Here is a 25,097-nt window from a genome sequence, read left to right as displayed (position 1 = left end):
CAACGACCACGTGAGGCACGGTCCAACCTTCGCGGGCAACGACCACGTGAGGCACGGTCCAACCTTCGCGGGCAACGACCACGTGAGGCACGGTCCAACCTTCGCGGGCAACGCCCACGTGAGGCACGGTCCAACCTTCGCGGGCAACGCCCACGTGAGGAACTACTCGCATTGTCGGCGGAGTCGTTCCAGGCAGCCTTGCGGTCGTCTCGGATCTCTGCCAGGTACTTCATGGTTTTGGATGCACATGGCGAGGTATATCTCCGTTACCCGTTTCATACATTCAGTCCCCGAAAGCCGGGGACTGGGTCTCTGCACCTGGCATGACATTCTTGCCCTGTCACTAATGATCCGGGCGGTGTCGCCAGGTTCGGAGACACGCGTTGACTGCTGATAGGGACACAGCCGGCTCCCTTCCACAAGGCCAGATCTCTTTGCAACGTGGGTGCCAGCATCGGGTGTCGTGACGACGGCCATGAGTGGCGCAAAGGAGCGCCGGATGGACGATGTATACGAGATTTATTGCGGGCTTCATGTCGGCAAATCCGAGCATCACGCCGCGGCATTGAACGCAGCCGGCGAACGAGTCTTCGACAAGCCGTTACCGCAGGACGAAGCGCGGCTGCGCGAGCTGTTCACCGACCTGCAGCAACACGGCACGGTGCTCGTGACCGTGGACCAGCCCAACACCATCGGCGCCCTTCCGATAGCCGTGGCACGTGACTGCGGCTGCACCGTTGACTACCTGCCCGGCCTGGCCACGCACAAAGCCGCTGACCTCTACCCGGGAAAGTCCAAGAGGGACGCGTTCATCATCGCCGAAACGGCGCGGTCGATGCCGCACACGCTGCGGGCTCTTGACCGGGACAGCGACGTGCTCACGGCACTGAAGGTGCTCTCCGGATTCGACGCAGATCTGACGCACGAGTGCACCAGCGCGATCAATCGCCTGCGCTCTCTCCGGCTTCAGATTTTCCCTGCCCTGCAACGCGTCTTCCCGGGAACCGTGCCGCCCCGGTCCCGGTTCTAGAACTGTTCATCAAGTACGCCGGACCCACCGGGCTGCGGGTCGCCGGCAAATCCAACGTGCCGACCTATATCCCTCGGCCGGCAAAGGCCTTTCAGGTCGATGATTGGTTCCGCCCCCACAGCAACCGTGGAAATTCGCCGAAATGGCACGCACGTTAGAACAGCACGAAACCACCCCCCGGATTCCCGGATGCTGTGGCTCTCACCCGAAGGCTTCGACTCCCGCATTCTCATCCAAAAACTCGATGGATTTGAAGTGCGGATCGATCCGGAACAGCGCTACTACAACATCCAGCAGCACCGGGTAACCGAAGGAGGCAGCCATGACTACAGTTACGGAATAGCCCGGCACCATCGACCTCACCCGCCTGCGAGACGTCATGTCGATGGTGCCCACCAGCGTCACTGTCATCGCGGGACAGCCCGAACTCACCGACGAGCGCTCTGCCATGATCTTTGGATCATTCGTCTTCATCTCCCTCGACCCATGCCTGGTCGGCTTCTTTGTCGGCCAGGAGCCCTCCAGCTGGCCACAGCTCAATAAAGCCACCGTGCTCGGCATCAGCACACTGGCCTCCGGCCAGGAAGGCTTTGGCCGCAAGCTGGGTAAAAAGGAAGCCAATCGCTTCGCCAACAGCTTCTGGACCCAGGGAGCATACGTTGCCCCCACTGGTCACAGGCGCCGTCGCAGCCATGGAATGCCAAATCGAGAACGTTAGCCCTTCGGAGACCATGTCTTCGTCCTGGCCCGAGTTATGGGCCTTAGCAGCCGCAGCCTTACAGACCGGCTCATCTTCTAAAACCCACGGGTTCTCCGGCCTTCTCCCCCGCTTACAGGTCCTCCCACCGCAGAAACCAAGAGACAGTTCTCATCCGACAACCACGGCTATTGCCGATAGGAAGTACCCCAGAGGCTCCCAATTTCAGGCGTGAAAATCTGAACTGACGCTAGCTGTGGACGGGTTGAGCCGACACCAGTTTCGGCGCGTGATCAGCAAGCACAGGTTTGACGACCGAGGTGGGTTGACGAACGGGTTCTTTTCGGAAGACCGGTCCGCTCAGCCGACGATCGCGTGAGATGCAATGTCCCGCAGGCTCCGCTGGGGAGCGGTCATCTGTGTCGGGCCAGCCTCCAACTGATTTCAAGGTGCGCGTCGAGGTCACGGCCAAGACCAACTTGAAAGCACTCAGCCGACCGCCTCTGAAACCCCACCGCGGAATGAGCCTACGTATGTAGAGCGCCTCCTGATCGGCGTCATGTCGCTATGGGCACTCACATGCATGAGTAGATATAGGTCCAAGGAGGGAAGAGCGCATGGCTGCATTCAGTCGCCATAAAGAAGATTTAAGTGTGGACAATGTACACACATGCTTTGGCCTGACAAAGCATCGGCCTGGCCCGATTCCTCGCTCAAAGAACGAGCCAAAACCAATAACTCTGACGAAGGATCTCAAAGTCATGTCGTGCTCAGTCCCCCTACCCACCTGCTCGACGGCACCATCGAATCTCGTGAATTCCCCGGCCAAGATGAGTCAGAAACGTCCAAGGCCTGATGTCCGGGCGGCCCGACGAACAACCCAAATCCGACCATCCCCTGCCCGCCAGAACGATGAATATCCAACACAGTGGCTGCACCTCCTTAATCACTTTCATGGCGAAGACGACAACGAGCATCATGACGAGACCTGCCAGCCGGCCCGACGACAAAACGTCTAATGTCGGCGCTAGAAGTACGGGAGTTGAAGTAGCTGCTAGCACTTCGATTTAGCGCGTTCAAGCTGGCACTATCGTCGAACGTGCTTGGGGTTTGAGTGGGCTTGTTCGCGGTCAGCCCCGGTTCATGCCTCGCCGTTCGTTGATGGCATTCATGGCTGAAATGTGCTGGGCAAGGTAGCTGAGGCCGACATCCATCTTGGTTTGCCAGCTCAAGGTCGCGGCCCTAAGGTCGCCTGCATCAATTGCTTCAAAGATCTCGGTGTTTTGGTCAAGAATAATCTTCGGTGAAAATGCATAGCGGGCACCCATGACGGCAAAATGCATGAACGCCTGCTTGGTGAGCGTCTCCAAAATTGCCGGTATTCGATTCAAACCTGATCCCTCGAACAGGGCGATTTGGAAGTCCAGATCCAAGTAGTGGGCCCGCGTGACATCGTTGCGGCGAGCACAATCCCCCAGCTCATCAATGTGGTGCTTCACACGGGATCTACCTTCAGCGCTCCATCGGCTTGCTGCTCGGACCACGATCGCCCCCAAAGCACGCCGAGCCATATAGGTCTCGGTTACGTCATCAAGAGATGGAATCCGTACCACCACGGAATCTGATCTCGCCGCGGTAACCAAACCATCTTCAGTGAGCGCGCGAACCGCAGCTCGAATGTCCCTCACAGGCGCACCTAACAAGCGGTTCAGCTTACTGAGGGAAATTTCGCTTTCGCCCGAAAAAGTTCCGTCGACCAACCCTTGTCGGATTGCTGAGAGAATGTCTTCGGCCAGCGCATTTCCGGCCCCTAAGAAATCATCTGCACTTGATCCCATGGCGCCAGGCTCTTTACGGTCAACAACCCACGTAAACGGCGCCCGCCCGCTGTGGTACCAGCGGCGTATGCGCCATTCCAAGTCCACCAATGACTCGCCCGTTTGCACTTCCGGCAACAGGTCCAATGCAGCCACAAGCTTCTGCCATTGCCAGGCATCGGCAAAGTGAAATGACGGCTGCACACCGGCGGATACTCCAAAGTTGCCACTGACCAGGACGATGGATTCTTCGGCGATGCCGAGCCCGCTTGAGTTAAGCGATGACCACAGGTCCGGGCGATCGTCTGTGTAGCTCGGTTCCTGCACGACGCCTCGAAGAAGGTCGGCGGCCAACACCATCCGTAGCCGTCTCTTGCTACTGGTGGACAGGCTGGCCGGATAGCGTAAACGCGACGCGCGGGAAGGATTTAGGACAAGACAGGACCCCGACGGTCCAACAGCCAATCCGACCAAGACCATCTGCCGCTCCGCAAGCAATGCCCTTACCGACTCGATTTCCTCCTCGGGCTCCCCGAACTCCTTCCAGGTACGCGCCACGAATGACTGGCTCAGGCCCACGGCGTCCGCAACCTGGCGGCTGGAATTCTTGGTCGCCTGCATCCAGAGCGGCGCCGTCAGAACAGCGCGCTTGAGCTCAGCACGAACATCTCCAGTCTTCATTCGGCCAGTCTAGGGAAGGGTTGACTCAAAGACTCATTTCCTCATTATTTCGCAAAGCGAGTATTCCCATCTCTTGGGGGTGCTGCCAATCATTGAAACCAATGACCGGCGTCCGGATGAGCCGGACTAACCAGCCCAATTCCCGAGGAGAAAAAATGTACGATGTCGCCATCATTGGTGGGGGTCCGGCCGGTCTGGCCGCGGCCTACAATCTTGAGCGCGCGGGCCAAAAAGTGGTGTTACTGGAAGAAACCGGACGACTTGGCGGGCGCGCGAAAACCGTGGACGTCCACGGGGAACCGGTCAACATGGGGGCGATGTTCGTGTACGCCGGCACCGCGTCGCACGAGCTGGCAGTTGAACTAGGCGTTGCACTGGAGCCCTTCAAACCAACAACCTTCGGCATCCACGTCAATGGGGCAACCGTAGTCTCCGCTGACAACGACGACCTCGTGGAACGGTTACCCCTCACGGAAGACTCACGCAACGGCCTCCGAGCCTTCATCGAGCGGGCAACCTCGGAATATTACGCGAACACAGTGGATGGGCAGCTTCGCCCGGCCACGCCGGGGTTTGGCGAAGAATCCGCCCAATCACGAATCAGCAACCTGCCTCAAGACGTCCAGGAAATACTCACTGCAGCCATTCGCGGAGGCTCCGTTGCTCACCCTTCCGAACTCAGCGCAACCTACGCCCTGAGGTACTTCGCCAGTTATCTGGTGAAGGAAAAGAAGAATCGCGTGGTGTCACTCAAGGGCATGGAGGCGATCCCCGCTGCTTTGGCCGATGCCCTGCAGTCCACCGAAGTCCAGTTGCATCACCGCGTGGAGAACGTTTTCCAAGATAGTGAAGGACAGTGGAATCTACGAATCGCTACCAATTCAGACCGAGGCGCGGGACGGAACATGACCGCGAGGCACGTCGTCCTGGCAGTCCCGGCTCCCAGGATTGCCGGCATGGTGCAGCTGCCGGAATGGAAGAGCAAGGCTCTGGACGCCGTGCAAACGCCCGGCTCCACCGAGCTCGGTGTTGTTGTGGATATCAGCGCACCGGAACTGGCAGTTGTCGACGACTGGTCTTTCATCGCCGCCGCCGGACGCGTTTTCGATGTGGTAATCAATCCCCGGCCGGGACGCAAGGACGGTACCGCCCAATTTGTCTGCTACGGCAATTCAGCCGGATACATCGAGGAAGCCAACGATCCCACCTCGGGCGTGCTGGAGCAGTGGATCGAAGAGTTTCTCACCGTGGCACCGCAGTTACGGGGGCGCATCCTCGGAGCCAACATCCAGTCGTGGCAGCACTGCTTCTCATTGCTGACGCCCACCCGGGCCACTGCACTCCCCCAGCTTCAGGCGCCCGTTGACGGCACGCTTCATTTTGCCGGCGATTACTCCTCAGAGACCGCCGGTACCCATGGAGCGTACTCAGAGGCCAACCGGGTCAGCCACGACGTCTTGCACGCTCTTTCGGCGGCAATGTAATGAAGTGTGAACTCCATCTGGCAACCTATTGCATTAATCATTCAATGATGTATTCTTTAGATGTGATTGAGGCCACAGCCTGATAGGGCACAGATCACACCACCCCCCAAGTGCGCGCGGCTGGGAAGTCACCCAAGCGTCAGCTATTTGAAGGAATCGAAAATGGGCTTAAGTTTTGGCACCAAAGCTCCCCCAACCGCCCTCTCCGGTGAGGTTGAGGTATCCGGGCTTGGCAAGAAATATGGCGTCGTCGAGGTGCTGAAGGACGTCAACCTCTCCATGGCGGAGGGAGAAGTAGTCTCCGTCATCGGACCCTCAGGGGCCGGCAAGAGCACCTTCCTCCGGTGCTTGAACTACCTGGAAAAGCCCAGCTCGGGCACCATCGCCATCGGCGGAGCCCGTGTCGTTGCCGGCGACAAGCTGCCGGACAAGGCCAGCCTGGACCACCTGCGCCGAGTCACGGGCATGGTCTTCCAGAGCTTCAACCTGTTCCCCCACCTGACCGTGATGGAGAACATCACCCTTCCCCAACGGAAGGTGCTGGGCTCAAGCAAGGAACAAGCCGAAGAAGTCGCAAACCAGCTCCTCAAGCGGGTCGGACTCCCTGAAAAGGCCAAGGCATACCCGGCACGGCTCTCGGGAGGGCAACAGCAGCGCATCGCCATAGCACGCGCACTTGCACTGTCGCCCAAAGTCATGCTCTTCGACGAACCAACCTCCGCCCTCGACCCCGAGATCGGCCTTGAAGTCCTGGCCGTCATGCGCGACCTCGCCGACGAGGGCATGACCATGCTGGTCGTCACCCACGAAATGCACTTCGCACGGGATGTGTCAGACCGCATCATGGTCATGGGCAACGGCGGCGTCCTTGAGATCGGCCCCAGCCAGCAGGTGATGTCGGAACCGCAGAACGACCGCACCCGGCAGTTCCTCAAGGCCGTATTGGACAGGTGACCCAGCCATGATCATGCAACTTCTGGCTTCGATTGCCCAAGGCATCGGACTCACCCTCTACGTAACCGGAGCTTCACTGCTGTTCGGCGGCCTCATCGGCCTGGTGCTGGTGGGGGCCGCTCGATCACCCATCGCCATCATCCGCGGTGCAGCAACTCTGTACATCAACGTAGTCAGGGTCATCCCGCCGATCACCTGGCTGTTTCTGATCTACTTTGGTTTGCCCCAGTACGCGCTGCGGCTCTCCACCCTTCAGGCCGCCATCATCGGATTCTCGATCATCGCTTCGGCCTTCATGGCGGAGATCTACCGCTCCGGGCTGCTCAGCATCCCTGATGGTCAGCGCGAAGCCGCCCATGCACTCGGGCTAAGCCCGTTTACCACCGTGGGTCATATCATCACCCCGCAGGCCTTCCGGGTAGCCCTTCCAGCCATCGCCACCTATGGGATCGGACTCCTCAAAGACTCAGCTCTCGCCTCCACCATTGGTGTCCGTGAAATCACCTACTACGCACAGCAAAGTGCGAAACAAACCCACGAAGGCCTGCTCTCCTTCGTCGTCGCCGGAGCGCTTTACATCATCATCAGTCTGGCGGTCGCCCTTGTCGCACGCCGCGTAGACCTCAAACTGCGCAGAAAGATCGGAGTGGTCTGATGGACTTCCTCACGCAATGGCTCGGGTGGATGCCGAACCTCGCACCGGGCCTGGTCATCAGCCTCCAATTGACCGGACTCGCACTGCTTATTGGTTTCCCCTTCGGCCTGCTCCTTGCGGTGATGGCAGAAGCGAAATTCCGCCCCTTCCAATGGATCTCCTTCACCTTCGTTGAGATCGGTCGCGGGCTGCCGGCACTGGTGCTCTTGTACCTGTTGTACTTCAGCCTTCCCGACGCCGGTATTACCCTGACATCGCTGACGACGGCCATCATCGCCCTGAGCTGGAACACCGGCGCCTACGCCTCGGAATACTTCCGGGCCGGACTGGCTGCAGTCCCGCTGGGACAAAAAGAAGCAGCGATCACCTCCGGGCTCAGCGGCTGGACAGGATTCCGCATCGTCATCCTCCCGCAAGCCCTCAGAATCTCCACCCCGCCTCTGGCCGGCCTCGCCGTTTTGGTCTTCCAAGGCAGCGCACTCGCCTTCGTGATCGCGGTTCCGGAACTCATGTCCAAGGCCTTCGAAATCGGCTCCATTACCTTCGAATACCTCAGCGTCTACACACTCACTGCAGTGGTCTACGGATCTCTGACGCTGATCTTCCTGGGCTTGGTCCGGCTGCTGGAACTGCGCCTGGGCCGCCACCTGCTCCGCAACTGACCCCGTTCCACATCCTTGGGGACCCTCCCCGACAACCCCAGCAAAGAAAGAGAAACCCAATGTCACGAATTCCCCGCCCCCTCGTGCGCGCGCTTTCCGCCGGCACCGTCGCCGGCATGCTCGCCATGTCCCTCGCCGCATGCGGCGGCAGCGAAGCAGCTAGTAGCTCCGACTGCACCCCCGCCCACGCGGACCTCAAGACCATCACCCAAGGTGAGCTCACGGTCGCCAGCTACGACTACGCTCCGGCCACAATCCTGAGTGGGGAAAACGTCACCGGCATGGAGGGCGACCTGATCGCCGAGATCGCCAAACTCGAATGCCTCAAGGTCACCGTCAGCACCTCAGGCGGCGCGGGAGCTGTCATCCCGTCCGTGCAATCCAAGCGAGTCGACATCGGATCGGGAAACTGGCTGCGGACCAAGGAAAGGACCAAGATCGTTTACATGAGCACGCCGCTATGGAGCGATCCGCAGGCGATCGTCTCCAAAACAGGCCTCACGAGCGACGACCTTGAGGGCAAAATGATCGGCTCCGTCGCAGGCAACCTCTGGAACGACAGCATGTCCAAGTGGCTCGGAGATAAGTTCAAGATCTACCAGGACGACGAATCCATCTACTCAGACCTTAAAGCCGGCCGCATTGACGCCTTGGTGGCATCTTCAGCATCGGCAAAATACCGGTTCAAGGACGCCCCCATTGAGGGAGCCACAGTGGTGGACGTGACGCCAAACGCGAACGTCCCGCAGTTCGCATCCGTTGGCCAAGTGATGCTGCCCTCCGCCCTCGACGACGACACGCTGGGCAAGGCCCTGGACGAGGACATCAAGAAACTCCGCGAAAACGGCACCATCAAGACAATCCTTGAAAAGTACGGCATCGATCCCTCCGTAGGAGAGCCGGGCGCACCCAGCGAACTCTAACTCCATCGCACAGCACCCTTGGGCGGCGTCGGGAAATCAACCCGGCGTCGCCCTTCTCGTCGTCCCGGGATTCATGGCCTGCCCGGTCTGCCTACCCCTTCGTCGGGATCCTGTGTCCAGGGCAATGTATCCGGCCGCATCTTTGGCACAAACTTACTCATATGCCCGACTCTTGAAACCGGACCTTGCAGGCAAAGGGACAATCAACCGGGCGTGGCCGGTTGGGATTCGGACGATGCGGCACGCGGAACCGGGCATAATCACAAGAACCCGGGCAAGTGGCGGGAAGACAACGTCACCGCCGTGGTTCATACATCCAATACAGATCACGAAAACCAGGCCACAATCAAAATCAAGATGGTCGTGGAAGATCCAGCCAACTGGCCGGGACTCAGCGGCCAGCGCCAAGCACCAGGCAGTCAACGGTCTCAGTTGTCCGCGGCGCCAGAGTCAGAAGAAATGTTAGCGATGGGCAGTGGTCCTGCGGAGTCAGGGACACCAGGCATTTGCCTCACCGGACGCAGGCGGATGAGTGCGACCGCCGAGATGAGAAACCACGCGATATTCGCGACAACGGACGGCCAAGCCTCGTGGAAGGCCCGTTGATGATGAATGCGCAAGCCCCGAGGCGAGGTTTGCGCTTTGAAAGGCCCTTCCGGCCGCGCGCCAGCCCATGGACACAGACTAGAAGGCGCCAAGAATCGCTGCCGCACCTGCCCAGCCTGCGGCTTCGAACAGCAATTCCATGGCTTCCTCTTGGTCGGATCGACTATTGCGAGTCCGAGTTGGTTACTTCGTAGTGGAAGCCGGTGCGCTCTTCGGAAGCCCAGGCCTCATAAAACTCCGCCTTTTCGAAGAGCTTCCGTCCTTGGTTCAGGGTTTGGAGCCAAAGGATGGAACCGTCCTCCGTCACAGCGTCGACGTATCCCCGGCACACCGGTTGTCCCTGTTGCCGTAGTTCCACGCTGGTTCCGGTGAGGAGGGTCCAGTCGCTGATGCGCCGTTGATCCATGGTTGGCGACCTTTCTGATAGATTGCAAAAAGCGGCCGTGCACCCCCTACGCAGGAGGGGGTGCACGGCCGCTGAGCTGGCGAGGCGGGTTCAGCCCCGGTTGTACATCACGTGCTTGGTCCTGGAGAAGTCCTCCAGGGCGTAGATCGATAGATCCCGGCCGTAACCTGAGCCCTTGAAGCCACCCCAGGGAACTTCATTGGCAATGACCAGGTGCGAGTTGACCCATACGGTGCCGAAGTCGAGCCTCCTCGGAACGGACAGTGACCGTGAAGCACTGCTGGTCCACACCGATGCGGCCAGCCCGTAGACAGTCTCGTTGGCCCGCGTGATGGCTTCCTCGTCGGTGCTGAATGTCTCCACGGACACCACCGGCCCGAAGATTTCCGTGTAGGTGATGGGTGCACCGGCGGGGACATCCGTCACCACGGTCGGTTCGATGAAATAGCCGGGGCCCTCAAGCGCGTTGCCACCGACGGCAATGGTGTGCCCCTCCTTACGAACGTCCGCCAGAGCTTCCAGGACCCGCTCGTAGTGGGCTTTGGAAATCATGGAACCGATTTCGACGTCGTCTCCCGCACCTGGGGCGCCGATGGAAATCGCGCTGATTTCCCGGACCAGGATCTCGTTGAACTTCTCAACTACAGACTCGTGAACCAGAACGCGGCAAGCCGACCCGCATTCCTGACCGCCGTTCCAGAAGCCCGCGGAGCGCACGCCCTTCGCGGCTTCTTCAAGGTCAGCGTCTTCGAAGACCACCACAGGCGCCTTGCCGCCGAGTTCCAGGTGAACGCGCTTCACCGTGGAGGCCGCATTGGCGGCAACCTTCTGGCCGCTTCCCACACTGCCGGTGATGGCAACCAGGTCAACGTCCGGGTGTTCGGAAAGGCGGTTGCCCACCACCCTGCCGGGACCGGTAACAATATTGACGACGCCGGCCGGCACCTCAGCGGCAATGAGCTCGGCGAGCTTCAAGGTAGTCAATGGCGTCTGCTCGGAGGGCTTCAATACCAGGGTGTTGCCCGCGGCCAGGATGGGCGCGATCTTCCATACGGCCATCAGCAGCGGGTAGTTCCACGGCGTGATGACACCCACCACACCTACCGGCTCACGGAAGACAACGGAGGTGTGATTCTCCGCGTAGTCTCCCGCGCCGAGGGCGGTGAAGGCCCGGGCTGCGCCGGCGGAGAACCGGAAGGTGTCGATCGCACTGGAAATATCGTCTTCGGCCACTGCGAATGGCTTGCCGGTATTGGTCGCTTCGAGGTTCTCCAAAACCTCACGGTTGGCCTCGACGATTTCCGCAATCCGCAGCAGGACTGCGGAACGGTCCTTGGGCGTCTTAGCCGCCCACTCAGCCTTCGCTGCCACGGCAGCTGCTACGGCGGCGTCGACATCTTCCAGGGTGCCTGCCGGCACCTGGGTGATGACTTCTTCGGTGGCCGGATTGACGACGTCGACCGTTGCGTCCGAGGTGGAGGCGACGAATTCGCCTCCGATGAACTGCCCGAAGGGCGGCAGGGCCGGTGCCGGGAGGGTTCCCTCACGGCGAACGGTGAAAACGGACGTTTCTGTGGTGGTCATGGCGTGCACATTTCCTTTGCTTGGTAGTTACTTGGCAGCGGCGGCTGCGGCTGCGGACTTTTCGTTCTGCTGCTCCCAGAAGTCGGCGCCTTGAATGCCCAGGGCCTTCGGATCGAAGGTGGGGTCGAGGCCGAGCTTCCGCTGCCGTTCGTAGTCCAGGTAGATTTTGCGGACCAGCGGGAACAGGAATACCAGGCAGATGAGGTTCACCCAGGCGATGAGGCCAAGCCCGATGTCACCGGCTGCCCACATGAGTTTCGCGTTGACGATGGACCCGATGAACACGATCGCCAGCGTTCCGATCTTCAGGACGTTCTTCCAGCCGTGTCCGGTGCGCCCGTCCAGCAGGTACAGCAGGTTGGAGTTGGCTACGTAGAAGTAGGCCAGGAGGCAGGTGAACCCGAAGAGCAAAACCGCGACGGCGACGAAGCCGGCGCCCCAGCCCGGGAGCATGGTGTCGATGGCTTCCTGGACCCAGTTGGCACCAACGGGGACGCCCGGGATGTTGTTGACGAGGAATCCGCCGGCGCCGTCGGAGACGTTGTACTTGCCGGAGACCACCATCATGAGGCCGGTGGCCATGCAGATCAGAAGCACATCAATGTAGATGCTGAAGGTCTGAACCAGGCCTTGCTTGCCAGGGTGGGAGGTACGGGCTGCGGCAGCGGCGAAGGTTGCTTCGCCCAGTCCGTTCGAGGAAGCGAAGACTGCCCGCCGGACACCCCAAGCTACTGCGGCGCCGGCGATGCCACCCATCACGGGGTGAATACCTATAGCGGACTGGAAGATCAGGACAACGGCCTCGGGAACCTTGTCCATGTTGATGGCGATGACTGCCAATGCCAGCAGGAGGTAGCCGATGGCCAGGACGGGGACAAGCCCCTGGGTGACCTTGACCACGCGGGTGGTACCGCCAATGATCACCAACCCGATCAACACGGTGACAAGGATGGCCGGTGCCCAGCTTGGCAGACTGAATGCTTTCTCAGCGCTGGCAGCGATGGTGTTCACCTGGAGACCCGGGAAGACGAAGCCGTAACCGATGACACCCAGGACCGCGACGATGGCCCCAACCTTGGGAAGCTTCAGTCCGTACTTGATGTAATACGGCATACCGCCGATGTCCTCGTTGGCCTTCTTGCGGTCCTCGTCCAGGACTTGGCGCTTGAAGGCTTGGGACAGCGTGGCTTCTGCGTATCCCACGGTGCAGCCGACCAGGCCGGTGATGGCCATCCACACCAGCGCTCCGGGACCACCGGCGCTGACCGCGGTGGCAACGCCGGCGATGCTGCCCACTCCCACGCGGCTGGCCAGCGCGAGAACCAGTGCCTGGAAGGACGACAGTCCCCCGTCGCCGTCCTGGGTCTCCCTGAGCTGGCGCAGCATGTCCGGTATCCTCCGGAACTGGATGCCCTTGGTGGCTACCGAATAGGCGATACCCAGTCCAAGAACAACGTAGGCCATGGGTGCCCAGACAGCGTCGGAGACGCTGGACAGGAACTCCGTAAAATCGAAGTCACCCATGCGTTATCCGATGTTCTGCTTGAGCGCGGACAGCTTGGCCAGCGCCTGCTCAACTTTGGCGAGGTCATCGGCGTCGAGTCCTGCCGTTGGACGCCGCGGCGATCCTGCCGGAAGGCCAGTCAACGTGAGGCCCGTCTTGACTGCAGGGATGAACGGTACTGTCAGCAGCGCATCGATCACCGGGTAGACAGCGTTCCAGAGATCGCGGGCACCGGCGAGATCGCCCTCGGCGATCCGCTTGGTGACGGCTACGATCTCGTCGGGAACCACGTTGGCGGTACCGGCCATGACGCCTGCCGCACCTTCTGCGAGGGCGCTGTAGAGGTAGGCATCCCAACCAATGAACGTGCCGATGACATCGCTGTGGTGGTGGATGAGCTGGAGTGCCTGCTCCCAGTTGGCGCTGGAGTCCTTGATGTAGAGAATGTTCTCCACTTCTTCCGCAAGTGTGCGGACGGTTACGGGGTCCAGGTTGACGCCCGTGACGGGCGGGATGTTGTAGAGCATCACCGGGATGGTGACCGAGCGGGCCACGTCCTTGATGTAGGTAACGGTCTCTTCCAGGGAGAGCGGCTCGTAGTACGGCGTGATGAGCATGAGCACGTCTGCGCCCAGCTGCTCGGCAGCCTTCGAGAGACGGATGGCCTCTGCGGTGGAGGTGGCACCGGTGTTCGCGATAACCGGGACCCGGCCGTTGGTGTGCTCAATGACGGTCTTGATCAGCAGGAGGCGTTCTTCCGAAGACAACGCTCCGACCTCGCCGGTGGAGCCTGCGGCGACGACGCCGTCGACACCGGCGTCGATGGATCGGTCGACGATCTTTCGCAAGGTGGCGACGTCGATCGTTTCGTCCTGGTTGAACGGGGTGGAGAGAGCGGTGAGTACGCCGCGGAGTTCCTTAGTCATGGGGTTTTCCTCTTTCGGTAGGTGTAGCTGTAGCGCTAAGAGTTGTGGGATCAGGCGACGGCTGACAGGCCGGACGACGGCGGTGCTTGCCGGTGCGTGGCCAGCACGCTGGCTGCTTCCTGGGCGGCTGAGAAGCCGGTGGTGATGGAGCTTTCGGTGTAGAGCGTGCCCAGATAGTCGCCCGCCAGGAAGACCCGGTTTGTGCCGCGCATGAGCGTGGACTGGAGCTTGGCCCGGCCCGGGAAGCAGTAGGGGGAAGCGACTTTCCAGCGGTCCGTTTGGGCTTCGACCACGCTGTCCGCAAAGCCGTTGCCGAGCACCTGGTCGAGATCGGCGAGGTGGGTCTGGATCACTTCCTCGTCGCTCTTGTCCAGCAGGGCCTTGCCCAGGCTTGCCGGGGAGAACGTCATGAAGCTGCCTCCTGGTTTACGAACGGACTCAGTGCCGCGGACGATGCTTGCCTGGTTCAAAGCGATGGCAAAGGAGCGTTTGGGAGCTGCGATGGCATAGATGTCATCCCAGGGTCGTGATGAGGTCTCGTTGGTCAGGAAAGCAGTGCTGACGTGCGGGCCGTACTTGATTTGGCTGAGCGCACCGCGGAGTTCTTCAGGCAGATCCACTCCCACCTTGTGGGACACATCTGCGGTAGTAGCCAGGACCACTGTGCGGGCTTCAACCTCCATGTCTACACCGTTCTGGGTGTAGCGGACCAAGACTGAATCCTTCTTGTGCACTACCTCGTTGACGGTGGCGCCCAGCTGAACGCGCTCACCGAGCGCAGCTGCGATGGACTCTGTCAGAGTGGACGGCCCTCCAACGATGCCCTGGCTCAGACCCTGTCCAATCCCGAGCACCAGGCTGAAGTAGCCGATGCCGGCACCGGCCGAAATCTCGTCCATGTCGCCGGCGGAACGAGTCACCGTGGTCTTGAACAGCGCGGCGGCGTCTTCGGACAGGTCACCGATGAAGTCTTGGAACGACTTGTTGTTTTCGAAATCGTAAATGCGCTGCTGGCGCATGGCACCGGATTCGCCCGCACGTTTGCGGACCACTCCGGTGTACTTGGCTACGCCGCTAACGACCTTGATGCCTGCTTTGAGCGTGTCGATACGCGAGGACAGGGACATCGGGATGCGGAACGGGTATGTGGCGATGTGTCCCTCGCGGATGAACTTGCCGTTCATGGACAGTGCTTGCAGGGAGCCAGGGATCTGAACAGCGCTGACGCCGACCTCCCCCAGCAAGGAGTCCGTGGAGGAGCCGGCGCCCGCGAAGACGTGACCGCCCCAGTTCAGCCAGTAGTTTCCGCGTCGCTCGGAACGAATGCGCCCACCCACGCGGTGTTCGGACTCGAGGACCAGCGTGTCCCAATGCCGCAAGCGCCATGCTGCTGAGAGTCCTGCGAGACCGCCGCCGACAATTACTACGTCTTTCATGGGAATGAACTTTCTTCTTCGAGGGATCGCTCTACGCGGACCCGCCTGCTGTCTTCCTCGGCAGCTGGAGAACGGATGCGTCATGTCTGATGAGGGAGGAATGAGGTATATCCCAGGAGCTTGTGTGCCTGGTCACAATATAAAAGATACATCATTGTATGATTAATGCAATAGGTCTTTTGGGTAAAAAAATCCCGCCCGGCAGAATCTGCCGGACGGGATGCGTGGAGCGATGAAGCTACGCCGCCAACGTGACGAGCCTCCAGGGTAACCTTGCGGGATTTGACGACGAGACGTCCACTGAGTGGTCCACCCGTTTCAGGTCTTCCTCAACAAACAGAGTGCCCGACGCTATGCGGGCGTTATTTGACGCGATGACACGGCCCGTGGGGCCAAGCAGGACCACAATGGGATCCTGGAGTTGCAATGCCCGCAGGAAGACTCCTTCGAGCTTGGCAAGTGTCAAGTCGCAGCCGAGGACATGCGTGCCTTGAAGTGTGGGGGCGGGAACGCAAAGAGTGATGATGTTGACGTTAATGCCGCCAATGTCCACGTACGGCCCTACCGCAACAGGACTGCCCTTGGCCGACGTAGACGCAAACCATTCGCGGGTGGTGTAGTCGTAGTAATTCAAGGACTCGGGATTGAGGTCATGCGTGACCCAGCGGGGTTCTCCCCCGGTCTGCGTCCCCCTCCACCATTCCAGCCACAGAGGTGCTTCGGGAAGGCTATCGGGCGCGTACGCTATACCGGCCCCCACAATCAGTGCCGAGTGTCGATTGATGAAGGCGGCCAAGTCCTTCTTCAGGAAGGCGTAGGCACTTCGCCGAGGCGCACCCTGCGCCGGGTTTGCCACGGCTGAAACGGTGGCCGCGATCTTCTCCAGATCGTCAAAAACACCGCCGACACTAGAGGAGATTGCCTCGGCTGTTCGATTGAGAGCCTTATTCGTTGCTGCCACGTTATGCACTTTCATCGGACTCCATTGTCAATCTGAGGTGCTGAGCTATCAGGTATTCGGTCTCCGTCCGCGAATGCAGCTCAGCGGCGGCCGAGGCGGCATCGGCATCACGGGCCCGGATTGCCTCGAGAATGGCCACGTGTTGCTCCTCAAGAACATCCTGGCTGCCGGCCTGCGAAGGATGGCTCCACCAGAGCGTCATCAACTCGGCTTCGAGCTGCAGGGAGGCCGACGTCAGGCGGCTCGACTGCGCAGCAACACTCACCGCAACGTGGAAACGACTGTCCACCCGCCGTCTGGCACGCTCGTCCTTCGTGTCCCGATGCCGCTGAACCAGCTCTTCGAGGTGGGCAACATTCTGGGCGTCCGCACGACTGGCCGCCAGCCGGGCGGACATGGACGAAATTGCAGCACCAAGGTCACCCAAATCACGCAATGATTCAGTGCTGGCATCCCGTAATTTCCGCTGGAGTTGGGTGTCGGTCAGATCGATTTGGCCCCTAATGACACTGCCACCGCTCCGGCCCCTGCTGGTTTCAATCAGGCCTTTGGTGCGCAGCGCCGCGAGGGATTGACGGAGGGTAATGGGAGAAATGCCCAACTCTGCCGCAAGAACGGACTCCGTGGGGAGCCTGTCCCCTTCGGTCAGTATGCCCATGAGGATGGCCGTCTCGATCTGATAGGACACCTGGTCCGCCCGACCGAGACCTTCGGGCTCACTTCCGCGCAATAAGAGCAACAGATCCAGGGCGCGGGTTGAGAGTGCCGTGCTCTCCATGGCAAACCCTCCTGTGACTGATTCCGGCGCAGGGAGACATCCTTACGCTATTACTTTGAATCTTTACACATTTAGGATGCGTTGGTAACAGGTCGGGCGGCGCGCCTCCGCGCCGTATCGCAAACTTCTTCCAAGACATGGCACTACTTATTGCCGCCAATGAGGCGGACCATGGGTTGGTACGCAGTCGTGAGGAGTGTGCAAATGCCAGCCACGGATCATGCAAGCTCAGATCAGAGCGATGCCATAACGGTGGGAAAACGACGATTCTTGATCCGGTTGGTCACGGTCCTGATCGGCGGCATGGTCCTGGACGGCTATATCCTCGGGATCATTGGACCCGTTTCGGAGAGGATGGCCGATGACCTCCAGCTCGATGCATTCTGGCAGGGCCTGATCGCCGCGGCGGCGCTGATAGGCATCCTGATCGGATCTCCACTGGGCGGCTTTGCCTCCGACAAATGGGGACGCAAACCCATCTTCATGTTCGATATCGGACTGTTCGCGATCGCCTCAGCAATGCAATTCTTCGTCGACTCAGCCATGCTGCTCATCGTCGTACGCTTATTGATGGGCATCGCCATCGGCACCGAATACGCCGTCGGCTGGCCTATGATGGCCGAATTCTCGCCCACCCATCTGCGGGGCAAGCTGATGGCTGCCATGGGCATCGCCTGGTACGCCGGCTTCATGACCGCGTTCCTCATCGGCTACCTCCTGAACGAATACACCACCCTGAGCTGGCACTTCATCCTCGGCACCAGCACCTTCATCGCCGTCGCCATCTTCCTCGGCCGTCTCGGCATGCCAGAGTCACCACGCTGGCTCTGGAGCGTCGGACGCAAAGACGAAGCCGAAGCGCTGGCTAAGAAGTACCTGCCCGACGACGCACTCGACGACGTCCGCCACGAAGACGTCCGCAAAGGCAGCTTCGGGATGCTGTTCTCCAAACAGTACTGGCGCACCACCCTATTCATCTCAGCCTTCTGGTTCTGCGCCGTGACACCCTACTTCGCCATCGCCACCTTCGCCGACAGCGTGCTCCAACAGTACGGACTTTCCGGCGGGCTCGCCGGTGGGGTCGGTCTCTCCGCGATCGCCCTCGCCGGAGTCATCGTCACCTTCCTGCTGATCGAAAAAGTAGGCCGCCGAACACTGACCGTCCCACCCCAGTGGCTGTGCGCCGTCGTCCTCGCGATCATCGGACTCTGGGCCGGAGCCCCGGCCATCGCCGTGCTCATCCTCTTCCTGGTCTTCTCCTTCTTCAACGCCGGATACAACACCCTCACCAACGTCTACCCCGGAGAAGTCCTCCCCACGGAAATCCGTGGAATAGGAACCGGGTTCGCCGCCGCCGTCAGCCGGGTAGGCGCAGGCATCGGCATCTTCCTTATGCCCATGTCCATGGAGTCCCTCGGCGCCGGACCCACCATGCTCATCGCCTCCGCAGTGGCCCTCGCCGGCGCCGCAGTCTCCCAATGGCTCGCCCCCGAAACAAAAGGAAAAACCCTGACTGAGGCGGCAGCCGGCTTCTCCCACTGACGCCAAGTAACTGACGGCTCCGGGACTTCATTCGCGCGCATCATCAGGCGTCACAACAACCCGCCACGTTGCGTCTAGCCGTTCAGATGGAGGCCCTGCGTATTCGCCGAAGGCTCCTCGGTACATGTGGGGCCTACCGGCAAGCTGGACGGCTTTGACTTACTAAGCCGACGATCAGGCGAAAATGCCACGGCTCCGGCTAGCTGGCGACATGTACTCTGCACCGGGAGAACTCCCCTATTCATACTTGTTTCCATGTCGTCTGGCCGCGCAAGACCACCCCGAAGCACTCGGTCGTCCGCATGGACGGACCCCTCATGTCCGGATTGCCCTGCCCCTGAGGATCGGGGTCATGTCGCTAAGGCCACTCACATGCATGAGTAGATGAAGGCCCAAGGAGGGAAGAGCCAATGGCCGCAAGCAGCCACGATAAAGAAGATTAAAGTGTGGACAATGTCCACACCCCCCTTTGGCCTGACAAAGCAGCCGCCAACCACGTCTCCTCACTCCAGGAACGAACCGAAGTCAGGGTAATTATTGCAAGTCCCAAAGTCATGTCGTGCTCAGCATCCCGACCCATGAAGGCGTGTAGGCCAATCACGACCTAGCTGAGGAACCAAGAGAGGTCCCGCATAGCCCCAGTTCAGAGCACGCGGAGGGCCCACCAGCCACGACCCTAAACCCCATCGCCGGCTGGAACACCAACAAAAACACGGCCTTCAAAACCCGGCTCGACATGCCGTGACTTGGGCATTTGCCGTGGGATGGTGGCGGTAAGTTCCGGCAATGCTTCTCGCGGCTGCCCCCCCGTACGAGGTAGCGTCCTATTTGATGGCTAAGGCGCGGGAGAGGAACTACTTGCAGGTACTCCCGTCTCTTGCCGCAATCGTTTCCGCACGTCACGATCCATTTCGAGGATGTCCCGGCGGCCGAATCCCTATCAGAATGGAAGCGCTGTCGTGCTTGCCCAGACTTTCCACCTGAAGAGGGGTTCCTGGCATAAGTGTCACTAAATGGTTTTGCCGGCGTCCGCCACGAGTGTGCTGCCGATCATGATGGTGTACAGATCGCTGGCGCGAAACAAGACAACAGATGCGATGTCGTCAGGTGTTCCCCAGCATCCGATGAAACTTCCGTCCTTGACCGCGGTGCCAGCGATTGCCACGTGGCAATGGCGGGAGGGGAGGAATCCCGAAAACCCATGCGTGTACGCGCTGCGCGCAAAGAACCCTTGCGTCCCTAACGAACCTGCAACCATGAGGTTCAACACGGCTGTCAAAAGTGCAGTATATTGCCCAATACGCAAGAAATTGGGAGATCGCATCAAGCCCCAGTTAATATTGCCAGTGAAACTCGCGGCTACCTTGGCTGCGATTACGCGACATCGCTGGTCCGTATTCGACGGGTAGATGCCGCCTGAGACCCCTCATCGTAGTCAACTTTCAAACGGAGACCGACCATGAAAGTCACCACTTTTACCTTGGAGATGCTGACAGCGCCCGTAGAGCCTGCGCGGGGATTTCCTAAGGATGCACGCCTGGACCGGGCCACGTCCGTATCACCTGAGTACGCACGCTTTCTCTACGGTCTTGTCGGTGGCCCCTGGTCTTGGACTGATCGTCTGGAGTGGTCCCGGCAGCAATGGCTCGACGAACTCAGCATCGTCGGCACGGAGTTCTGGATCCTCTATGGCGGCGGGGTGCCGCTGGGCTATGCGCATCTATGCCCCTCGCTCGCAAAGGGCGGAACTCAGGTCGAAATACGCTACTTTGGGCTAACTGAACAATCCATCGGACGCGGCTTGGGCGGCCGGCTTCTCGAACACGGCATCAGGGCCGCCTGGTCGCTGTCCGATCGTTTCGCCGTACCTGCAGTGACACGCGTATGGGTGCACACGTGCACCCTCGACGGCCCGGCCGCCTTGGCCAACTATCAAAATCGCGGCCTGGTCATCTGCGCCGTCGAAGAGGACGAGCAGTTCGAGCCTGACCTGGCTTTGGGTTCTTGGGTTTCCACTGGTGGCCCAGAAGACAAGGCAGAACACCCATACACGTACGTCCGGGAACCAGCGTCGCATCAACATGCCGGATGCGGTGAATACACTGGCAAGGGTCACGACCCAGTAAGCCTGTAGAGCCAGGCCGTAGTGAATCCGGTGGCCGGGTTAATCGTGCGTGAAGCATATATGTGAAAGGCACCCGACACCGGATATGCCAGTGCGAGCTCGGCCAGGCAGGCAAGTACAAAGTAGACGACGACTGCCCCACTGAGGTAAGCGATCACCGCGCACAGAGGCCCTGCTTGATAGATGGTGTAACCGGAGCTGAGGAACAAAGCCAGAACCGATAACGCCGCCGAGGGCAATCATAACCAGGTGGCGGGCTGTCATTTATCGTTGCACTCCAAGCAACGGAATTATTGGGGCCGGGTTGGGTGGAGATGTCTTCAAGAACGCGCCGTTGGGGCGCGGGTTCATGTTGGTTTCCTCTTCGTTGAGGGTTTACGGGGCTGGGTTGATGGGCAAGTAGGGCTGGTGGGTTCTATTGATCTGAGGGGTCACGTACAACCCTGAAGTTCTCGATGCCCGCATCGAGGGCGCCTCGGATATACCCGCCTGTCGTCGACGACTACTGCCTGAGCAAAGTAGGCGTCCCTGGGCGTTAATTTCAGGGCTCCGGTCCCTGCTAAGGGCGGTATCCCGCTCCGGGACCCGGCATTTCCGCCGCGGCGAATGGCAGTAAGCGCCTCGACCAGATCGGATTCCTGCAGATCGGTTCCGGGAGGGAGCAAGGCCACGACCGTGGACGAGGTTGCCAGGTCGGTGAGGATGCCGTGCTCAAGAGCGAGCCGTTCACGGACCTCCGCTCCGTCGATACCTATGGAACGGACATCGATGGTGACATTGAGCGGGTCGTAAGAAACGACACCGCGAAGCTTTGTAAAATCATGGGACGCTACTGGAAAGCCTGCGTTCTCGAGCGCCGCGATCAGTCGACTCGCGCTGTTCAAAGAAACTGTGATCCGGTCCGGGTGGGTAGCAAGCTCACTGCGTGCGACATCAATGAGCTGAAGCTCTTCGATTGGGTGGTGCGATGCGCCCGATCCAAAAGCGGCTCCAGTTCATCAGCGAACGGTCCGTGGGCAAGGTGGAGCATGGCCGATTGGTGGAGGTTGCCACCCATCTTGTGAGTGCTGGATACGAGGACATCGGCACCTTGGCTTAACGGGTGTGGCTGTCGGTCTCCCGACTTGCAAGCGCTATGAGCGCCATCCTGTTTCCTTGCGAGGAACCGTTCGTCAGGAACCAGGTCTTCCGCGCGCCATAGGCGCTGGCCGCCAGAGTGCGTGCCGATTTCAGGCCATCACTGGCGGTGCGATCAACGCCCCACAACATTGAGGTGACGTCCAGGTTGAGGGCCGGTTCTCCCAGAAGTTGGGTCAGACGCTCAGATACTGCCGGTCCGCCGCCGTGTCCAGGCACAAGGAGCCGGGCTTTGGCCTCGCCGACCAGCTGGCGCACGCTGTCTGCGTACGGTGTTGCGCGCTGTTCTGTCGTGCTGAGAACATCCAGACCGCTAGTAAGGGTTTCTATTTCCATCCCTCTAGGATGCGACGCGGGATCGGCAGGGAGAAGACTGACGTGCGGGATACCACCATAAAGAGAATGCCGTGCTGGATCTTAAACAACTGAAAGCCATCGACGCGATCGCTCGTCACGGATCCATGGCCGCGGCCGCTCGGGCCCTGGACTGGAGCCAGCCGGCACTGGCACACCACATCCGCGCTCTCGAGTCCTATCTGAAAAGACCTGCGCTTTACCGTCGCGCCAGAGGAAGCGAACTCACCCCCGCCGGGCAGGCCCTGCAGCCGTTCGCCCGGAAAATCATCGAGCTGGCCATGATGGCCGAACAAACAGCAAGGTCCGCTGAGCGCGTTCATGCCCGTCTGACTGTCGGCGTGTTCTCAACAGCTGGCGCGTTTCTGCTTCCTCCGGCGGTACCTGCCTTGAATGATCAAGGGATTTCGGTGGACATCATCCAAGAAGACGACGCCGTAGCTTTGCAAAGGAGTCCGGTGAATGGTCCCTGTGATGCTGCGATTCTGCATGGGCTGCCGGATCATCCTTCCGACGGCAATGCCGTCGAACTCCTTCGCGAAGCACTCTACGTACGGCTCCCGGAACAGCATCGTCTGGCAGGGGTGGCAGCAGTAGCCCTGGAAGACCTGGCCAGTGAGGGCTGGATCATGTCCAAGAGCCCGGGCGATCCGTGCGACGAACTACTCTCAAGGGCGGGCCAGCAATCGGGCTTCAGTCCGCGGTGCGTACTCCGTACCGACGACTACACCGTCCTTCAGGCTACGTCTCAGCAGGGACTCGAAGTGACACTGGTGCCGGCTATGGCACTCCTTTTGCCGGTCCACACGTAGTTGCCGTGTCGGTCTCCGGAGCCCGGCTTGAACGAGTAATTCGAGTGGAAGTCGCTCCGCACGCCCTCGCGGACCCATCCGTCATTGCCTTGGTACAGGCATTGCGCATCAGCGGGAAAAAATTGTCGCACCAGCTCGAGAACCTGAACCAACCCCGGCCCTCCTCTTCGAAGCCGCCGATCCGTGAGGGCCTCGACAAAAGCACTGCATCGCTCGAGTCTGACACCGCGCAACGACCGTAAGCCTCCTCCCAACAAGCGTTACGGCCCTCTCGGCGAGGACGTCGTTATCGCCCCAAGGGGGTAACTGACGTCCTTTTGCGGCACGGCGAGGAGCTCGCCGGGACCCTTAAAGCGCTCCTTACCTTATTGACAAGTTGGTACCCGGGTGGGCAATATATGTAACACGCCCGCGTTATGATCTGGAAGTCGGACCACGTTCGACAGCTGCAACCCTCGGACCGGCTCAAGCCCGGTTTGGCTCCCGCGCGGCTCCAACAGCGCCTCACCACACGCACAAAATCGGAAGCACCAGGTCAAGAGACTACGGTGTGCGCCGGATATGGAGAGAAAATGCCAGGCGAGACCGATCTCAACAAGCTCCTGAGCAACATGTCACCAGTGCTGAACCATGGTGCTTATGTATTCACGATCGTAGACACGGAGATTCCTGCTGGCCTCTCGCCGGTAGCTACGGTCCGTGAGAAAGAAGGCTTGACCCTTGTCTTGGAGAAAGAGCAGGCTGACTCCGCTGGACTAACGTACGACTACGTGGCGGCATGGATCACCTTGGAGGTCCGCTCAGCGCTCGAGGCCGTCGGGTTGACCGCGGCCATCAGTAACGTGCTCACGGACGCCGGAATCAGCTGCAACGTCGTCGCAGGTTACGCGCACGATCATCTGTTTGTTCCGGAAGACAAGGCGCAACAAGCACTGTCAGCTCTGCGCACGCTCAGCTAAGGCTTGGGGGAAGTTCTCTTCACTAGGACCTGCGCCGATGAAGCGGGCCTCACCCGTCTCAGTTGCACCAGCGGAGTGTTGCCATTTCACTCCAGAACCGAATTGGAGATGTGCGCACTCACTGGTGATCCGTAGCTGGTTTTTGGCCGTTTGATGCCCGGGCAACCCGGTGGGTGCGTAGTTGCAACAGTGTCGCTTCGAGCAGCGGTACCGATACGTCCATCGCCTGCGCCTTAGCTGAAAGGCCACCGAGTATGTGCTCAGCTTCTACCGGGTCGCCTTGAGCGAGGTCCCGGTACAGAGACGACGTGAACTTCGACCCTTCCTCGGTAAGGAGGGCGAGAGTGTCGCGGTGGCTTTCCGGGCTTACTGTGTGGCCTGCCTTAGACGCCACGTTTTCCGTTTCCTCAATGGACTGCAGGATCTGGTTCCTGCCGCCGGCTGCGAGGATGTTGCCGATGGTTCCGCGGAAGAGGCACGTGACAATCCCCGCAGCGGCGATGAACACCCATTTTTCCCATAGCCGGGACAGGACATTTTGATCTACAGACAGAGTGAATCCCTCCACCGTGAGCGTTTCGATCAGATCTTGATTGAGCGGCCGGCCGCGCATAGGCCCGACGGTCAACGCTGCGAGGGGAGTCATCTGATGGATCACTCCCCCAGGTCCCAATGTCGCCACAATTTTCGCCAGCCCGCCGATGGTCCTGCCAGGGTAGAGCTGTTCAATGGTCGTAAAGTGGCCCATGCCATTGAGAAGGGGCAGAATCACAGTGTTTGGTCCGATGGCGGCTCTGATTGTTTTCAGTGCCGACTCAAGGGCCGGCGCTTTAAGCCCCAACACGACGAGGTCATAGATGTCGCCGGGCTCCACGGTGGTGATTGTCCTTACGGTGTGAACCTTGCGCCCGTCCGGGGCATCGAGGATGAGCCCGTATTCAGCCAGGACTTCCGCCCGTTTGGCCCTAACCAGGAACGTCACGTCCCGGCCAGCGTCGACGAGCCGGGCTCCGAAAGCTCCGCCCGTCGCCCCGGCACCCACAATGAGAATTTTCATCGATTAT

Annotated in this window: 23 protein-coding genes and 2 pseudogenes; 12 read left to right on the top strand and 13 right to left on the bottom strand. The window is 60.2% G+C overall.

Features of this window, described 5'->3' with window-relative positions; genetic code table 11:
* Nucleotides 1–499: 499 nt before the first annotated feature.
* Nucleotides 500–1,030 (top strand): IS110 family transposase, encoded by a 531-nt coding sequence (locus tag CQ020_RS06385; RefSeq protein WP_258141735.1) that lies wholly within the window; start codon nt 500–502, stop codon nt 1,028–1,030.
* 201 nt (nt 1,031–1,231) lie between these two features.
* Here the strand turns inward: CQ020_RS06385 and CQ020_RS24305 are convergent, their stop codons facing one another.
* Complete coding sequence (locus CQ020_RS24305) at nt 1,232–1,504, bottom strand: hypothetical protein (protein WP_219844661.1); 273 nt, start codon at nt 1,502–1,504, stop codon at nt 1,232–1,234.
* Here CQ020_RS24305 and CQ020_RS24750 point away from each other — a divergent pair.
* The gene (locus CQ020_RS24750) at nt 1,410–1,748 is read left to right on the top strand and encodes a flavin reductase family protein (RefSeq protein WP_105691057.1); all 339 of its coding nucleotides are present in this window, start codon (nt 1,410–1,412) and stop codon (nt 1,746–1,748) included. The genes CQ020_RS24305 and CQ020_RS24750 overlap by 95 nt on opposite strands.
* A 1,109-nt stretch (nt 1,749–2,857) precedes the next feature.
* Here CQ020_RS24750 and CQ020_RS06370 read toward each other — a convergent pair.
* Nucleotides 2,858–4,225 (bottom strand): GntR family transcriptional regulator, encoded by a 1,368-nt coding sequence (locus tag CQ020_RS06370; protein WP_105691055.1) that lies wholly within the window; start codon nt 4,223–4,225, stop codon nt 2,858–2,860.
* A 155-nt stretch (nt 4,226–4,380) separates the two neighbouring features.
* Between CQ020_RS06370 and CQ020_RS06365 the strand changes: the two genes are divergently transcribed.
* The 5 genes from CQ020_RS06365 to CQ020_RS06345 all read left to right on the top strand — a co-directional run bounded on the left by CQ020_RS06365 (nt 4,381) and on the right by CQ020_RS06345 (nt 8,903).
* Entirely contained in the window at nt 4,381–5,709 is a 1,329-nt protein-coding gene (locus CQ020_RS06365) for an FAD-dependent oxidoreductase (RefSeq protein ID WP_105691054.1), read from the top strand.
* 162 nt (nt 5,710–5,871) lie between these two features.
* On the top strand, nt 5,872–6,663 hold the full coding sequence (locus CQ020_RS06360) for an amino acid ABC transporter ATP-binding protein (protein WP_105691053.1): 792 nt from the start codon (nt 5,872–5,874) through the stop codon (nt 6,661–6,663).
* A gap of 7 nt (nt 6,664–6,670) precedes the next feature.
* The gene (locus CQ020_RS06355; RefSeq protein ID WP_105691052.1) at nt 6,671–7,318 is read left to right on the top strand and encodes an amino acid ABC transporter permease; all 648 of its coding nucleotides are present in this window, start codon (nt 6,671–6,673) and stop codon (nt 7,316–7,318) included.
* Nucleotides 7,318–7,980 carry an amino acid ABC transporter permease gene (locus CQ020_RS06350; RefSeq protein ID WP_105691051.1) on the top strand — a complete coding sequence of 221 codons (663 nt, stop codon included), beginning with the start codon at nt 7,318–7,320 and terminating at the stop codon, nt 7,978–7,980. The genes CQ020_RS06355 and CQ020_RS06350 overlap by 1 nt, the downstream gene beginning before the upstream one ends.
* Before the next feature lie 59 nt (nt 7,981–8,039).
* Nucleotides 8,040–8,903: an ABC transporter substrate-binding protein gene (locus CQ020_RS06345; RefSeq protein WP_105691050.1), complete on the top strand. Its 864-nt coding sequence runs from the start codon at nt 8,040–8,042 to the stop codon at nt 8,901–8,903.
* Between the two features lie 769 nt (nt 8,904–9,672).
* On the opposite strand, the gene CQ020_RS06335 is transcribed toward CQ020_RS06345, so the two are convergent.
* The 7 genes from CQ020_RS06335 to CQ020_RS06305 form a co-directional block, all read right to left on the bottom strand.
* Nucleotides 9,673–9,915, bottom strand: coding sequence for a hypothetical protein (locus CQ020_RS06335; RefSeq protein WP_105691049.1), 243 nt, complete (start codon nt 9,913–9,915; stop codon nt 9,673–9,675).
* Between the two features lie 90 nt (nt 9,916–10,005).
* Nucleotides 10,006–11,499, bottom strand: coding sequence for an aldehyde dehydrogenase family protein (locus tag CQ020_RS06330; protein WP_105691048.1), 1,494 nt, complete (start codon nt 11,497–11,499; stop codon nt 10,006–10,008).
* 27 nt (nt 11,500–11,526) lie between these two features.
* Nucleotides 11,527–13,023 carry a sodium:alanine symporter family protein gene (locus tag CQ020_RS06325; protein WP_105691047.1) on the bottom strand — a complete coding sequence of 499 codons (1,497 nt, stop codon included), beginning with the start codon at nt 13,021–13,023 and terminating at the stop codon, nt 11,527–11,529.
* A 3-nt stretch (nt 13,024–13,026) separates the two neighbouring features.
* The gene (gene dapA, locus CQ020_RS06320) at nt 13,027–13,929 is read right to left on the bottom strand and encodes a 4-hydroxy-tetrahydrodipicolinate synthase (RefSeq protein WP_105691046.1); all 903 of its coding nucleotides are present in this window, start codon (nt 13,927–13,929) and stop codon (nt 13,027–13,029) included.
* Nucleotides 13,930–13,979: 50 nt separating this feature from the next.
* Nucleotides 13,980–15,365, bottom strand: coding sequence for an NAD(P)/FAD-dependent oxidoreductase (locus tag CQ020_RS06315; protein WP_105691045.1), 1,386 nt, complete (start codon nt 15,363–15,365; stop codon nt 13,980–13,982).
* A 238-nt stretch (nt 15,366–15,603) separates the two neighbouring features.
* Nucleotides 15,604–16,326, bottom strand: coding sequence for a cache domain-containing protein (locus CQ020_RS06310; protein ID WP_146117217.1), 723 nt, complete (start codon nt 16,324–16,326; stop codon nt 15,604–15,606).
* Nucleotide 16,327: 1 nt separating this feature from the next.
* Nucleotides 16,328–17,104 (bottom strand): FadR/GntR family transcriptional regulator, encoded by a 777-nt coding sequence (locus CQ020_RS06305; protein WP_105691043.1) that lies wholly within the window; start codon nt 17,102–17,104, stop codon nt 16,328–16,330.
* Nucleotides 17,105–17,308: 204 nt separating this feature from the next.
* Between CQ020_RS06305 and CQ020_RS06300 the strand changes: the two genes are divergently transcribed.
* Nucleotides 17,309–18,646: a sugar porter family MFS transporter gene (locus tag CQ020_RS06300; protein WP_258141731.1), complete on the top strand. Its 1,338-nt coding sequence runs from the start codon at nt 17,309–17,311 to the stop codon at nt 18,644–18,646.
* 1,009 nt (nt 18,647–19,655) lie between these two features.
* On the opposite strand, the gene CQ020_RS24425 is transcribed toward CQ020_RS06300, so the two are convergent.
* On the bottom strand, nt 19,656–19,925 hold the full coding sequence (locus CQ020_RS24425) for a hypothetical protein (RefSeq protein ID WP_258141730.1): 270 nt from the start codon (nt 19,923–19,925) through the stop codon (nt 19,656–19,658).
* Nucleotides 19,926–20,105: 180 nt separating this feature from the next.
* Between CQ020_RS24425 and CQ020_RS24745 the strand changes: the two are divergent.
* Nucleotides 20,106–20,567, top strand: a pseudogene (locus tag CQ020_RS24745) (GNAT family N-acetyltransferase); the annotation flags it as partial.
* A 104-nt stretch (nt 20,568–20,671) separates the two neighbouring features.
* Here the strand turns inward: CQ020_RS24745 and CQ020_RS24420 are convergent.
* Nucleotides 20,672–21,035 (bottom strand): annotated as a pseudogene (locus CQ020_RS24420) (amino acid permease); the annotation flags it as partial.
* 703 nt (nt 21,036–21,738) lie between these two features.
* On the opposite strand from CQ020_RS24420, the gene CQ020_RS24415 reads away from it, so the two are divergent.
* On the top strand, nt 21,739–21,870 hold the full coding sequence (locus CQ020_RS24415) for a hypothetical protein (protein WP_258141729.1): 132 nt from the start codon (nt 21,739–21,741) through the stop codon (nt 21,868–21,870).
* On the opposite strand, the gene CQ020_RS24300 is transcribed toward CQ020_RS24415, so the two are convergent.
* The gene (locus CQ020_RS24300) at nt 21,867–22,244 is read right to left on the bottom strand and encodes a hypothetical protein (RefSeq protein WP_105691041.1); all 378 of its coding nucleotides are present in this window, start codon (nt 22,242–22,244) and stop codon (nt 21,867–21,869) included. The genes CQ020_RS24415 and CQ020_RS24300 overlap by 4 nt on opposite strands.
* Nucleotides 22,245–22,315: 71 nt before the next feature.
* Here CQ020_RS24300 and CQ020_RS06275 point away from each other — a divergent pair, with 71 nt between their 5' ends.
* Both CQ020_RS06275 and CQ020_RS06270 read left to right on the top strand, forming a co-directional pair.
* Nucleotides 22,316–23,074 carry a LysR family transcriptional regulator gene (locus tag CQ020_RS06275; RefSeq protein ID WP_105691040.1) on the top strand — a complete coding sequence of 253 codons (759 nt, stop codon included), beginning with the start codon at nt 22,316–22,318 and terminating at the stop codon, nt 23,072–23,074.
* 572 nt (nt 23,075–23,646) lie between these two features.
* Nucleotides 23,647–24,033: an ACT domain-containing protein gene (locus CQ020_RS06270; RefSeq protein ID WP_105691039.1), complete on the top strand. Its 387-nt coding sequence runs from the start codon at nt 23,647–23,649 to the stop codon at nt 24,031–24,033.
* Between the two features lie 118 nt (nt 24,034–24,151).
* Here the strand turns inward: CQ020_RS06270 and CQ020_RS06265 are convergent, their stop codons facing one another.
* Nucleotides 24,152–25,090, bottom strand: a complete 939-nt coding sequence (locus tag CQ020_RS06265) for a ketopantoate reductase family protein (protein ID WP_105691038.1) — start codon at nt 25,088–25,090, stop codon at nt 24,152–24,154.
* Nucleotides 25,091–25,097 lie beyond the last annotated feature (7 nt).

The organism is Arthrobacter sp. MYb23 (genome assembly GCF_002979775.1).
Classification (GTDB): Bacteria; Actinomycetota; Actinomycetes; order Actinomycetales; family Micrococcaceae; genus Arthrobacter.
Note: the sequence above shows the minus strand (reverse complement) of the source record. Positions and strands in the feature narration are given on the sequence as shown.

What these genes read in the sequence shown, in the direction of transcription:
- CQ020_RS06385 (WP_258141735.1), top strand. Translation starts at nt 500, where the DNA reads ATGGACGATGTATACGAGATTTATTGCGGGCTTCATGTCGGCAAATCC.
- CQ020_RS24750 (WP_105691057.1), top strand. Translation starts at nt 1,410, where the DNA reads ATGTCGATGGTGCCCACCAGCGTCACTGTCATCGCGGGACAGCCCGAA.
- CQ020_RS24305 (WP_219844661.1), bottom strand. Translation starts at nt 1,504, where the DNA reads ATGAAGACGAATGATCCAAAGATCATGGCAGAGCGCTCGTCGGTGAGT.
- CQ020_RS06370 (WP_105691055.1), bottom strand. Translation starts at nt 4,225, where the DNA reads ATGAAGACTGGAGATGTTCGTGCTGAGCTCAAGCGCGCTGTTCTGACG.
- CQ020_RS06365 (WP_105691054.1), top strand. Translation starts at nt 4,381, where the DNA reads ATGTACGATGTCGCCATCATTGGTGGGGGTCCGGCCGGTCTGGCCGCG.
- CQ020_RS06360 (WP_105691053.1), top strand. Translation starts at nt 5,872, where the DNA reads ATGGGCTTAAGTTTTGGCACCAAAGCTCCCCCAACCGCCCTCTCCGGT.
- CQ020_RS06355 (WP_105691052.1), top strand. Translation starts at nt 6,671, where the DNA reads ATGATCATGCAACTTCTGGCTTCGATTGCCCAAGGCATCGGACTCACC.
- CQ020_RS06350 (WP_105691051.1), top strand. Translation starts at nt 7,318, where the DNA reads ATGGACTTCCTCACGCAATGGCTCGGGTGGATGCCGAACCTCGCACCG.
- CQ020_RS06345 (WP_105691050.1), top strand. Translation starts at nt 8,040, where the DNA reads ATGTCACGAATTCCCCGCCCCCTCGTGCGCGCGCTTTCCGCCGGCACC.
- CQ020_RS06335 (WP_105691049.1), bottom strand. Translation starts at nt 9,915, where the DNA reads ATGGATCAACGGCGCATCAGCGACTGGACCCTCCTCACCGGAACCAGC.
- CQ020_RS06330 (WP_105691048.1), bottom strand. Translation starts at nt 11,499, where the DNA reads ATGACCACCACAGAAACGTCCGTTTTCACCGTTCGCCGTGAGGGAACC.
- CQ020_RS06325 (WP_105691047.1), bottom strand. Translation starts at nt 13,023, where the DNA reads ATGGGTGACTTCGATTTTACGGAGTTCCTGTCCAGCGTCTCCGACGCT.
- dapA (WP_105691046.1), bottom strand. Translation starts at nt 13,929, where the DNA reads ATGACTAAGGAACTCCGCGGCGTACTCACCGCTCTCTCCACCCCGTTC.
- CQ020_RS06315 (WP_105691045.1), bottom strand. Translation starts at nt 15,365, where the DNA reads ATGAAAGACGTAGTAATTGTCGGCGGCGGTCTCGCAGGACTCTCAGCA.
- CQ020_RS06305 (WP_105691043.1), bottom strand. Translation starts at nt 17,104, where the DNA reads ATGGAGAGCACGGCACTCTCAACCCGCGCCCTGGATCTGTTGCTCTTA.
- CQ020_RS06300 (WP_258141731.1), top strand. Translation starts at nt 17,309, where the DNA reads ATGCCAGCCACGGATCATGCAAGCTCAGATCAGAGCGATGCCATAACG.
- CQ020_RS24415 (WP_258141729.1), top strand. Translation starts at nt 21,739, where the DNA reads ATGCGCCCGATCCAAAAGCGGCTCCAGTTCATCAGCGAACGGTCCGTG.
- CQ020_RS24300 (WP_105691041.1), bottom strand. Translation starts at nt 22,244, where the DNA reads ATGGAAATAGAAACCCTTACTAGCGGTCTGGATGTTCTCAGCACGACA.
- CQ020_RS06270 (WP_105691039.1), top strand. Translation starts at nt 23,647, where the DNA reads ATGCCAGGCGAGACCGATCTCAACAAGCTCCTGAGCAACATGTCACCA.
- CQ020_RS06265 (WP_105691038.1), bottom strand. Translation starts at nt 25,090, where the DNA reads ATGAAAATTCTCATTGTGGGTGCCGGGGCGACGGGCGGAGCTTTCGGA.